The 12,089-nt window shown below is 49.8% G+C and carries 10 protein-coding genes and 1 pseudogene; 6 read left to right on the plus strand and 5 right to left on the minus strand.

Annotation, left to right across the window (positions count from 1 at the left end; genetic code table 11):
* Positions 1 to 114: 114 nt before the first annotated feature.
* Together mnmA and A3EQ_RS0117780 are read right to left on the minus strand one after the other, a co-directional pair.
* On the minus strand, positions 115 to 1,227 hold the full coding sequence (mnmA, locus tag A3EQ_RS0117775; protein ID WP_020156509.1) for a tRNA 2-thiouridine(34) synthase MnmA: 1,113 nt from the start codon (positions 1,225 to 1,227) through the stop codon (positions 115 to 117).
* Positions 1,228 to 1,320: 93 nt separating this feature from the next.
* A complete protein-coding gene (locus A3EQ_RS0117780) occupies positions 1,321 to 1,743 on the minus strand; it encodes an RrF2 family transcriptional regulator (protein WP_020156510.1) in 423 nt (140 codons plus the stop codon).
* A gap of 581 nt (positions 1,744 to 2,324) precedes the next feature.
* Here A3EQ_RS0117780 and efeO point away from each other — a divergent pair.
* The 6 genes from efeO to fdhA all read left to right on the plus strand — a co-directional run bounded on the left by efeO (position 2,325) and on the right by fdhA (position 9,962).
* Positions 2,325 to 3,173 carry an iron uptake system protein EfeO gene (efeO, locus tag A3EQ_RS0117785; protein ID WP_020156511.1) on the plus strand — a complete coding sequence of 283 codons (849 nt, stop codon included), beginning with the start codon at positions 2,325 to 2,327 and terminating at the stop codon, positions 3,171 to 3,173.
* Positions 3,174 to 3,176: 3 nt separating this feature from the next.
* Positions 3,177 to 4,475: an iron uptake transporter deferrochelatase/peroxidase subunit gene (gene efeB, locus A3EQ_RS0117790; RefSeq protein ID WP_020156512.1), complete on the plus strand. Its 1,299-nt coding sequence runs from the start codon at positions 3,177 to 3,179 to the stop codon at positions 4,473 to 4,475.
* A 95-nt stretch (positions 4,476 to 4,570) separates the two neighbouring features.
* Entirely contained in the window at positions 4,571 to 6,328 is a 1,758-nt protein-coding gene (locus A3EQ_RS0117795) for an FTR1 family iron permease (RefSeq protein ID WP_020156513.1), read from the plus strand.
* 646 nt (positions 6,329 to 6,974) lie between these two features.
* Positions 6,975 to 7,622, plus strand: a complete 648-nt coding sequence (locus A3EQ_RS0117800; protein ID WP_020156514.1) for a cupin domain-containing protein — start codon at positions 6,975 to 6,977, stop codon at positions 7,620 to 7,622.
* Positions 7,623 to 8,053: 431 nt separating this feature from the next.
* Positions 8,054 to 8,338: a DUF3986 family protein gene (locus A3EQ_RS0117810; RefSeq protein ID WP_020156516.1), complete on the plus strand. Its 285-nt coding sequence runs from the start codon at positions 8,054 to 8,056 to the stop codon at positions 8,336 to 8,338.
* 403 nt (positions 8,339 to 8,741) lie between these two features.
* Positions 8,742 to 9,962 (plus strand): formaldehyde dehydrogenase, glutathione-independent, encoded by a 1,221-nt coding sequence (fdhA, locus tag A3EQ_RS0117820; protein WP_020156518.1) that lies wholly within the window; start codon positions 8,742 to 8,744, stop codon positions 9,960 to 9,962.
* 258 nt (positions 9,963 to 10,220) lie between these two features.
* On the opposite strand, the gene A3EQ_RS0117825 is transcribed toward fdhA, so the two are convergent.
* From A3EQ_RS0117825 to A3EQ_RS0117845, 3 genes and pseudogenes are all read right to left on the minus strand, one after another.
* Positions 10,221 to 10,655 carry a VOC family protein gene (locus A3EQ_RS0117825; protein WP_026500065.1) on the minus strand — a complete coding sequence of 145 codons (435 nt, stop codon included), beginning with the start codon at positions 10,653 to 10,655 and terminating at the stop codon, positions 10,221 to 10,223.
* A gap of 321 nt (positions 10,656 to 10,976) precedes the next feature.
* Positions 10,977 to 11,181: pseudogene (locus tag A3EQ_RS23025) on the minus strand (ISLre2 family transposase); the annotation flags it as partial.
* A 351-nt stretch (positions 11,182 to 11,532) separates the two neighbouring features.
* Positions 11,533 to 12,045, minus strand: a complete 513-nt coding sequence (locus A3EQ_RS0117845) for a hypothetical protein (protein ID WP_020156523.1) — start codon at positions 12,043 to 12,045, stop codon at positions 11,533 to 11,535.
* Positions 12,046 to 12,089: the final 44 nt, after the last annotated feature.

Here is a 12,089-nt window from a genome sequence, read left to right on the forward strand (position 1 = left end):
GACCGGCGAAAAAATCCCCAAGGTTTTCTCATGGAAAAATTGAATTTCATTCCCCAAAACCGCGGCCGGTTTCCCGCTCGCCTAAAGAGCGGCTGCACGGCCGCCCGTCCCGCTTCATGATGCGGCAGGAACCGTTGAAACATCCATTTTGATCACTTCGTCAATCACCGCGCTGCCAAGGCAAACTTCACCGTCATAAAATACCGCGACTTGTCCGGGAGTGACGGCCTTTACCGGTTTTTCGAATTCCACAAGGGCCGTCCCATCCGGACGGACATGGACGGTTACCCTTTGATCTTCCTGACGGTATCTGAATTTGGCCGCGCAGGCAAATGTACGCGGGCGAAGATCCCCGTTAATGAAGCTGACATCAGATGCGATAAGGCCCGCGGAAAACAGGGCGGGGTGATTTTTCCCTTGGGCGACAAGCAACACGTTGTTTTCCAAATCTTTATCGACGACATACCAAGGTTCGCCCGTACCTTTCCCGCCGATTCCAAGCCCCTTCCGTTGGCCGATCGTGTAGTACATCAGCCCGTCGTGGGTACCCAGCACTTCTCCGTCCAGCGAACGGATTTCGCCGGGCTGTGCCGGCAAAAAATTCTTCAAAAACCTTTTAAAATTCCTTTCCCCGATAAAGCAGATTCCCGTACTGTCTTTTTTATTGGCGGTCACGAGGCCCAATTCTCGGGCGATCTTCCGCACTTCATCCTTCGTCAGACCGCCGAGGGGAAAGAGGACTCTCGCCAAATGCTTTTCCGTCAATTGGGCGAGAAAATAGGTCTGATCCTTGTTCCGGTCTTTTCCGCGCAACAGGGTGATTTGGCCGTTCTCCCTGCTGATTCTGGCATAATGGCCCGTCGCGATATAATCGGCGTCCAGCGAAAGGGCGTAATCGACAAAGGCTTTAAACTTGATTTCGGTATTGCATAATACGTCCGGATTGGGGGTCCGCCCCCGCTTCAGTTCATCCATAAAGTAGGTAAATACCCGGTCCCAATATTCTTTTTCAAAGTTCACGCTATAGTAAGGGATCCCGAGTTGATTGGCGACCCGCTTCACGTCTTCGAAATCTTCCGTGGCCGTACATACCCCGTCGTCATTGGCATCGTCCCAATTTTTCATAAAGACGCCGATCACTTCATATCCTTCTTGCTTCAGCAGGTATGCGGCCACGGAGGAATCGACGCCGCCGGACATTCCGACGACAACCCGCTTTTTCATCATACGGATTCCCCCTTTAAACTGAAATGTTTTTTGTTACAGTTATGCGCAAAAAAAATGGACAGGCACAACGAACCCCGAAGGAGGGGATGTCCGTCAAACGGAACCCTCGCTGCGGTTGATTTCATCGATGATATCTTGGATCGTCACGCCTTTTAAATAGTTTAAAAAATGTTGTTCCGCATTATGGCAAACGCGGATGAGGATATTGGACAGGTTTCTGCCGATCGGACAATTCTCATTGGAGTCCGGACATTTCGGCACAAGCGTTTCTTCACTGGTGATCTTAAAGATTTTATCCAGCGTAATCCGCTCGGGCGGATCGCTTAAGGTGAATCCGCCTTTCGCCCCTTCTTTCGAGGCGATCAAATTTTCCTTTCGCAATATGCTCAAAATTTTTCTCAACCGTGCCGGATGGACCGAAACGCTTTGGGCAATGTCTTCGCTGGTCACCCGCTGGTTCCGCTTTTCGGCGAGAAACGCAACGCAGTGAACGGCAACGGAAAAATCGCTATTCATTATGAACTCCCCCAAACTGTAATAATAATGGTTACAGTTTAAAATGTCAACCCTACCGTCTCTTTTTCGGCAAAGGACGGCCATGACCTGCCATCGGCCCATGGGTTTGCCGACGAACGGGCGAAAACCGGGAACGATGCCGCGGCAACGGGACCGGGCAGTGACATGGGGACGGCCATTGGCCGATCAATCATTTGTCGTCCATAAAAGCCCCTTACCCTTTCGGGCACCAGCTTCCGCGGCGGATTTTTCCCCCATTTCGGCGACGTCAGTCCTGGATTCCGATCCAAGACGATTCTATCCTTTAGTCTATACGAAATTCTTTCGGCCGTGGAGGGATCAATCGTTTTTTTTCATTTTTTGAAGAGCCGGCCAAGGGTTCATCGCAGCGAAGGACTTCTTTTGAATCACTGATTGCTGCTCCCCATTCATCAGGGACTTGCGATTTTAACAAACCGGTGAATCCTGCGGGATCGTTTTTTTCTTTATTTCTAGTAATTATAGGAAAAAACTCTTGAAGACGCTTTTTATACCAAATATAATTGAGAATGAAAATCATTATTTATAGAGGTGTTGTTCCCATGAGACGCTATAAATGGCCTGTCCTGTTGCTTTTGGCAAGCGGCCTGCTGTTTGGCTGTTCGAATACGGATAAAAGTTCAACGGAACCGAATAAAAAGGAGCCGGCGCAAGAAAGCGGCCAAGCCGATTTAAGCCAAGTAACGGCAGATTACCGCGAGTACGCGACCGCCGAGATCGAAGAATTTGTGAAGAAAACTGAAGAATTCGCCAATGCGGTGATTGCCGGGGATGTGGAAAGAGCGAAAGAGCTTTACGCCCCCGCCCGCATGCATTACGAGCGCTCCGAACCGATCGCCGAGGCGTTTGCGGATCTGGATCCGAAGATTGACGCCCGCGAAGGCGATGTCCCCGATTCCGAATGGCGCGGTTATCACCGGATCGAAAAAGGGCTGTGGGTGGAAAACACGACCAAGGGCTATGAAAAATATGCGGAGCAGCTGATCAAAGACGCAAAGCTTTTGCGGGCGAAGGTGGAAACCGTTGAGGTGACACCGGATCTTTTGATCACCGGCGCGGTTGACCTTTTAAATGAAGTCTCCACATCAAAAGTGACCGGGGAAGAAGACCGTTATTCGCATACCGATCTATATGATTTTGTCGCCAATGTTCAGGGCGCCGAAAAAATTTATGAACTGCTGAGCCCTGCGCTCAAGGAAAAAGACGAGGCCCTCGCCAAGGAAATTGAACAGCGCTTTGACGCCGTTTACGGATTGCTGAACAAGTACAAAAAAGGGGAAGGGTATATTTCCTACACTGAACTAAGCAAAGAACAAGTCAAAGAGTTGAGCCAGGCGATCAATGAATTGGCAGAACCGCTTTCCAAATTGGGGATTGTGCTGGAGGGCTAAGCGATGGCTGAACCGGACAAACAAGAATTCACATCCATCATGAAGAAACAGGTATCCAGGCGGGATGTTTTGAAGGCGGCAGGCATCGGGGGAGTCGGGATCTTGCTCGGCGCGGCAGGAGTCGGCGGCGCATTCGCCCTCGCTGACGTGCTGCCGGACATCCAAAAAAAAGAAAAAACCGATGCCATCATCCCCTTTTACGGGAAACATCAGGCCGGCATAACGACCCGCCCCCAGAACCATATTTATTTCGCCTCCTTTGACGTGACGGCTGAAAATCGGAAGGACCTGATTCGGCTTTTTCAAGACTGGACGGAAGCCGCCGCTGCGATGACCGAAGGCAGACCGGTCGGCGATGAATCCGATAATAAATTCCTTCCGCCGCATGATACGGGGGAAGTTTTGGGGCTTTCTCCGGCGAATCTGACGCTGACCTTCGGCGTCGGGCCGACGCTTTTTACAAAAAACGGCAAGGACCGGTTCGGGCTGCGAAAAAAACAGCCGGCCGAACTGAAAGAACTGCCGAAATTCCCGCTTGATTCGCTGGAAGAGCGATGGACCGGCGGAGATCTTTGCGTTCAGGCCTGTGCGGATGATTTTCAAGTCGCCTTTCACGCCGTAAGAAATTTGGCGAGAATCGCCCGCGGCAAAGCCGTAATCCGCTGGGCCCAGGCCGGCTTCCAGCGGACGAAACAGGCGGGTTCAAAAAATGAAACGCCGCGAAATTTATTTGGCTTCAAAGACGGAACCGTGAACCCGGATGTGAACGATCCGGCCGAACTGAACAAATACCTTTGGGTGCAGCCCGGCGACGGGGCCGATTGGCTCGTCGACGGAACATTTTTGGTCGTAAGACGGATTCAAATGTTCATCGAAGTTTGGGACCGGACTTCCTTGAAGGAGCAGGAAAATACGATCGGCAGATACCGGGATTCGGGCGCGTACCTTGGGCAGAAACACGAATTCGATCCGCCGGATTTCGAAAAGAAGGACGCAAACGGCGAATACTATATCCCCATAACCGCCCACGTGCGCGTCGCCCGCGGCGACGGAAAAGAAAAGATTTTGCGCCGTTCCTATTCCTATACGGACGGGATTGATCCAAAAACCGGAACTTTTGATGCCGGGTTACTGTTCATCTGCTTTCAGCGCAGCATATCCGAACAATTCATCCCCATCCAAACACGGCTTGCACAGACGGACCATTTGAACGAATATATCGTCCATCGGGGAAGCGCCGTATTCGCCTGCTTTCCAGGAGCAAAAAAGGGAGGATATATCGGGGAAAGCCTGTTTTCATAACAAACCGGCCCGTTGCAGGATGTCCTATTATATTCCACATGCCGGGAAAACGTAATTTTCATAAGCCTCTTCGCTTTCAATAGGAGTTGAAACGGATGGATAAAAAATTCGGCCTGATCGCCTTCGCCATTTTTTTGTCGATTGGACTTTTTTCGAACCGGGCCATCGCCGCGGTGAACGTTGATGACTTATATGTCAAGATTGGCGATGCCATCATGGAAACGAAGGAAGAAAACTGGGGCGCCGTGCAGGCCAATTTGGAACAATTCTCCGCACAATGGGACGAAGAAAAAGCCGCGGACAGCAAAAAAACCGCCGAAGTCGATAAAATCTTGAAAAAGGCGAAAGACGCCCTGGAAAAGCCTGAAAAAGATCCGGCAGAAATCGGCGAAGCCTTGTCGGCGCTGTCAAAGGCCCTCGCTTCCTACGAAAAGGAACAAAATCCGGCTGATACGCAAAAGGAAAAAGAAAAACTGAAACAGCTGTTTCCGCTTATTGATGAAATGAAACAGATGATTCGAAACGGCCAGCAGGAACAGGCGGCCACGAAATATCAGCAATTGCTTTCCGCTTGGACGGTCCATGAGAACATCGTCCGCGCCGAAAACGTCGTTTCGTACGGCGAAATCGAAACACAGCTCGCTTTGTTAAGAATTTCCCTGACGCAAACGCCGCCGGACCGGGAGAAGGCCTTAAAAAGCCTGGAGGACCTTTCCGCTTCCGTCGAAAATTTTTTAAGCGGGAAAAAGGCGGAAAAATCCGCCGAAAATGACTACACATTACGCGATGTGACCGATCTGTTGGAAAAAAGCGTGCAGGCGCTGAAAAACGACGACCCGTCCGGGGCGGCGGAACATTTGAACAAGATATTGTTCATCTGGCCGGCGGTTGAAGGGGAAGTCCGGACGAGGGACCACTCCCTTTACAACCGCGTGGAAAACGAAATCCCATCCGCGATCGGTTCCTTGCAATCGGACAAGAAAGACACGGAAAAAGTGCAAAGGACGATCAGCGAACTGCATGACGCCCTCCGGCAGCTGGCGGCCAAGACCGGCTATACCTATGTCGATGCGATGCTCATTTTGCTGCGGGAAGGGTTCGAAGCGCTGTTAATCATCGCCGGTTTGCTTTCATTTCTGAAGAAGACGAATCATGCCGACAAGCAAAGATGGATTTGGGCCGGCGTTATCTGCGGCATCGCCGCCAGCGCCGTTCTGGCCATTGTCATGAACGTATTTTTCTCAAAACTAACCGTCGCCGGAAGCCGCGAATCCATCGAGGGGATCGTCGGCATCACCGCCGTCGCGATGATGCTCACGGTCGGCGCCTGGCTCCACAAAAAGTCCAATATCGCCCACTGGAACCGGTATCTTAAAGACCATCTCGGACAAGCGCTGGCTAAAGGAAGTTTATTTTCCATGGCTTTCTTGAGTTTTCTCTCAATTTTCCGCGAGGGGGCCGAAACGATCATTTTCTATGCCGGAATGGCCCCGTCGATCGAAATGAGCCAATTGATTTTGGGGATCGCGATCGCCGTGGCGGTCCTAGGGATCCTCGGGTTTGTCATCATCCGCTTCAGTGCGGCGGTTCCGATCCGCCCGTTCTTTAAGGCGGCGACTCTGCTCATTTATGTCCTGTCATTCAAGATGCTCGGCGTCAGCATTCACGCCATGCAGGTGGGAAAAACCGTTCCGATCCATTCCTTGCCGAATGTCCCCTACATCGAATCGATCGGTTTCTATCCGACGCTTGAAACGGTCGTGCCCCAGCTGCTGCTGGTCGCCATCATCATCGGCGTGACGCTGTACGTGAAAAAAACGGCCGTCGAACCAAAGGCCGCTGTAGAGAAATAAAAAGGGAAAAGAGGATCTAATATCAAAACGCAGATCCTCTTTTTTCTTGTATGAAGAGGGGCGGCAGGCCCATTTTTCAGCTTTTGCTGAAGATCTTAACCGTTTTTCGCATGGTCCGGTCAGTCCGAAAGGAAAAAGGCCGCTCGCAAGACCGGATGTTTGATTAATTTCAATCCCAAACCGAAACAGTTTCTTTCGGAGTTCTATAAATTTTGTTTCAGACACAATCGCACCCATTAACTTTTCCATAAATTATAGCATTTTATTTGGGCCTTTCAACAAGGGATTCGAAAGATTAATTTTTTTGTGAATTTATCCACCACCATTCCATGTTCAGTTGCATCTTGATCTAAACAAAAATGATAAATTCATAATATCTCAACAGCTATCTATGTTTTTCAGTACGTCAACTTATCGTAACGTGTTTTTTATCCTTACAACAATTGGATAGAGACGACAAAAAACGTTGTCCTAACGATTGGAGTCAACCCACACTCCCTCATAGAAACACGATTTTGATTCGTGCGCTTTTATTTTCCTGTTTTCGGGAATGTATTCATTCATTTTTCATAACGGTGCACACCGAACGATTGGCCAGTGCATAAAATGCCTAAAGACTTTATTTTACTAGAGGTGAAAAAAATTTATGGCTTCATATCCCGATTCATCAGCTTCCCAAGCGCAATTTACTTTCGACGTCAATAAAAGTCCCCTGTTCAAAAAAGATCATAAAAATTATATTAACGTATTGGGCATTCAGCAGTTAAATACCCTGGAAAATGTGTCTCTGCTGGATATTTTCCTGAGCGCCGGCAATGTCGTGGAACCGCACTATCACCCGAATGCGGCCGAGCTCGTCTATTGCATCTCCGGCGCCGCAACCGTATCGCTCTTGAACCCATTTACCAAACAAATTCTCAATTTTTCGATTACACCCGGACAAGTGGCAAACATCCCCCGGGCTTGGTGGCATTATGAAATAGCCGAAGCCGATCACACCCATCTTTTGGCGATTTTTGACGCGCCGACGCCAGAAGTGATTTTAGGCTCCGACATCTTGACCTTCACGCCGGCAAATATCATGGCGCATACCTATTGTCTCGATGAAAATCTATGGAAACAAGCCATCGCGCCCGTCAAACCCTCCACATATATCGGCCCATATAAGAACTGCGGCCAGACAAAGGAAGATATGTCCCATCCCCATTTGAATCAGCCGTATCAACAATTCCAATCCATTCATCCGTACCAACTGCCCCCATACGTCCCCCAGTATCCGCCCCATTGGGGATGACGGATTAAGTAAGCACAGTGCTTGACATGGAAATCCATGTCTTTTTTTTGCGTTACCTTTTGCGGACGCTGCGGACATGATTATGATTGCCGGCCCTCAAGAATTTCGTATATTCTAGAATAGACGGGACCGTTTTGGAATGAAGGGGCTAGTTTCTTCCATCCTTTTTATTGATGAAAAAAATTATAGCCTTCAAGAAGCGGAAGCCGGTTGAAGCCAAGAGGAAGGACGGCGCCTGCAGCGGCCGGGATTTTACATCCTTCCGCCGGTCAAGCGGAAAACGAGGGGCTTCGAGCCAGACCGCTTTTGAAGTCCGGCGGGCAAAGAGATATCCGAAACCGCAACAAAATGAAGCCGACCCGATCGGCATTTCATGAATCTCCGATATAAAGCCGCTTCTTCCGGCAACCAATGACAAGGAGCGGATAAAGATGAAATTCGATCCAACTCAACATCTCCATTTGGGATATTATGAAAACGGCGCCGACTTTGAAGCAATCGCCTATAAAATCCAAAATGAAAACAAGTGGGTCGTCTTTTTTGATATGGGCCACGATGCCGAAATCGTCAAAAAAATATCCGGCAAATATGAGCCTCACGAAGGATACGGTTATAAGATTTTTACTGTCGATGCGGAGGATTTATCTTATGAAGCCGGGAGCAGGCTTTTTGCAGAATGGTTAAAAGAAAATCAGATAATCGAAACATTGAAATAGAAATCCGCATCCCCGCCCCAAGGGAAAACCTTGGGGCGTTTTCAGTTCGCATCGGATTTTTTCCAAAAGAGATTCGTGTGTACATTGACCGATTCATCCAAAAATCACCGGAACGCGCCAAAAAGAGCGGACACGGTGACGGCCAGAGAAAAAACGCCCTTCGTACGCCTGTAAGGAACGGACATAAGAACTTTGCATCACTTCCGTTTTGAAAGGAACGACTGCCCCCCTTGCACGGTGTTTCGAATTGGAAGCGGGGTTTTTTTGCCCCCCGTTTTTGCTCAAGCACCCGGCTTTTCCGAAGGAACATGTTCTATTTCCGGAAAAGGCCGCATATACTCTTCCCGAGACACAAGCGATGCGCAGCATTCATTGATGTAAGCGCTTAAAGGGAGGGGAAATAATGGCGGACAACAGGGCTGTTGTTTATGTCGGAAAAGGGAAAGTTGAAGTGCAGGATATCGGTTTTCCGGAGCTTGTATTGAAGGACGGGCCGGGCGTCCATCCGAAAAATGTCGGCCGCAAATGTGAACATGGGGTGATCCTCAAGGTGGTCACAACGAATATTTGCGGCAGTGACCAGCATATGGTCCGGGGACGCACAACCGCGCCGGCGGGGCTTGTGCTCGGCCACGAAATCACCGGCGAAGTCATTGAGGTCGGCCGTGACGTGGAATTCATCAAAAAAGGGGATTTGGTCTCGGTTCCCTTTAATATCGCTTGCGGCCGCTGCCAAATGTGCAAAGAACAGAAAACCCACGTTTGTTTAAATGTCAATCCCGAACGGCCCGGCGGGGCATACGGTTATGTGGATATGGGAGGCTGGATCGGGGGGCAAGCCGAGTATGTCATGGTGCCTTACGCCGATTTTCAACTGCTGAAGTTTCCCGATAAAGACTTGGCGATGGAAAAGATCCTTGATTTGACGATGCTTTCCGATATCTTTCCGACCGGATTTCACGGCGCTTACTCCGCGGGGGTCAGACCGGGATCCACCGTTTATATCGCCGGAGCCGGCCCGGTGGGATTGGCAGCTGCCCACTCCGCCCAGCTGTTGGGCGCATCGGTCGTGATCGTGGGGGATTTGAACCCGGACCGGCTGGCGCAGGCGAGAAGCTTCGGCTGCGAGACGATCGATTTGAGCAAGCATGATAATCTGGGCGAACAAATTGAACAAATTCTCGGCGAGCCGGTTGTCGATGCGGCTGTGGACTGTGTCGGTTTTGAAGCCCACGGGCACGGCCATCATCACGCCCAAGAAGCGCCCGCCACGGTCCTCAACTCCATTATGGAAGTCACCCAAGTCGGCGGAAAACTCGGGATTCCCGGGCTCTATGTAACGGGAGACCCCGGAGGAATTGATGAGGATGCCAAGGTCGGCTCCCTGAAAATCCGCTTCGGATTGGGATGGGCAAAAGCCCATACTTTCGTCACCGGGCAGACCCCCGTCATGCGCTACCACCGTTGGTTGATGAATTTGATTTTGCATGAAAAGGCACAAATCGCCAAGGCGGTCAATGCCACCGTCATTTCGCTGGATGAGGCGCCGAAAGGCTACGAAGAATTTGATAAGGGAGCAGCCAAAAAATTTGTCATCGATCCCCATGGACTGGTGAAGCATTAATCGATCCAGAGCGAAAGCATTTGAAAAAAGCGAAGAGCCAAAGTGAATGAACTTTGGCTCTTTTTATGCCCATGCTTTCCCGATCTTGCCGCCGGAATAAAATTCCCCGCTCCCAACAGGAACGCAGTGACAATGGAAGAAGCCACGGTTCAGGTTTGGAGAGGGGAATTTTTTATGATCGAAGGTGCGGATGAAAAGGGGACGGGCATCCATCTGCGAACAGGAGATTCTGTTTGTTGGGGGAACGGAACCTGTAAGCTATTCCTGCGGCTGCTCCCCCGGGACATTCACTTGGAAGGTAACGCCGAACTTGTCCTTTACGATCCCGTACAAGGGGCTCCAATCCGTCTTCTGCAAGGGCAGGACGACTTGTCCGCCGTCCGCCAAAGCGGCGAAGATTTCTCTCGCCCTTGCCTCGTCCTTCGGATGGATGGCAATCTGGACCGTGTCGCCCGGCTGATAAGGCATGCCCGGGTACGTATCGGAGAACATGAGATCCGCGTCGCCGACTTTCAATTGCGCATGCATCACGCGGCCTTTCATGTCGTCCGTCAACGGATGATCCGGATCCTCCGGCATATCTCCGAACGTCATGATGCCCATCACTTGCCCGCCCAGCGCTCTCTCGTAAAAATGGATGGCTTCCCTCGCATTGCCGTCAAAAATCAAATATGGATTCAAACGGATTGACATCATTCTCAGCTCCCTTGGAAAAGTTTGGATAACCGCATTCATTATACACCAAAGTCGAACTGCATAAACCGTTTTTTACGAACAAAGTTATGCGCCGAGTTTCCCGGGACGGTTATTGGATCGGCATTTCGGGGGCCCCATTTTGTGCGTAACAACCAACGATTTTTTCCAATTCCTGCGAATCATTTTTCGTCAGTTTCAGTAAATTTTCATTGATGACCTTTCGCAAACGTCCCACAGCACTTGAGTTGGAAGTGTATACCGATATCGATCCGCGCCGCACACCGATCGATGCCCGGGTTCTCTCTGATGCAATCATGCGGACATCTTTACGATCTTCTTGGCATCCCGCGATTTTCGGACGATCCTTTGCCTGTTTTTCAAATAGGCGCTCCGCAGCGTCTGATTCATGATCCCNTGGATGATTTTGACCATGGCTTCGCCGCCCCTCTGGCTCCAATACATCCCTCGTTTTTCACCGGTAGGTAATGTGCCGCTGGTTGGATTCCATCGCCCCCAGACCGCGGCCAAAGAATTTATAAGCGAAAGACACATTTGCAAAACGGATCATGATTGATTCACACCTTCTGATATTTAAAGAATCCGGGAACCATGACGATTCCGAAAAGCGTTAAACCTCATTCATTCCGCCCTATTCCATTTGCGGAACGTTCATCCCCCAAAATGGACGGGCCATTTCTGCTTCTTTTCCTACTATCCGGCCGGTGCTGCCGGGCCCAATTTATGCGTGTCCTGAAGAAAAATTTCCCAAATGCATTCCGAATGATACAATAATAGTAATCGGAAATCCTTGCCTGACGTAAGGAACGGTTTGGAACGGTTTTTTCCTTGTACAGCCGTTTGTCCGGGACGGTTTTCATAACCGGGCATTTATTCGTTCTTTAAGATTTCGCTCGTTGATCCCGTTTTGACAGAAGTTAAACGATTTTTTTGTCATTCTTTTCGCCCGGTCAACAATCTGTCCTAAATGATATCCCGTATGTTCCACCAAATGATACAGACTGTGCATATCGATTTCATCAGGCATGTTTTCCATGAATTTTTCCGTGACGGAGCGAAATTCATCGAAGGTTTTTTCCACCGTTCGGATCAGTTCTTCGGGAGACAGAGATAAATCGGGAAAATAATCTTCGATCCCCTCATCAAATCCGGGGTGATCCCGATCGGAAAATTTGGCGGAAATTCTCCTGACGTGTTCGCAAATGCGAAGGGCAATCCCGCCCACGGAATTTAAATTTTCCGCTTCCTTCCTCCATATCGCATCGGCATCAAGCACCTGAAGAGACTGAACGAATTTCGGAAGGTAGTGGCTGCACATTCTTTCTTGCGAGATTTTCACGAACAACTTTAAGCATGGATGGCTGTCCATTTTCACCCTCCTGCAAAGGCATTTATATTTTTCTTTGTTGGATT

Source organism: Caldibacillus debilis DSM 16016 (assembly GCF_000383875.1).
Lineage (GTDB): Bacteria > Bacillota > Bacilli > Bacillales > Caldibacillaceae > Caldibacillus > Caldibacillus debilis.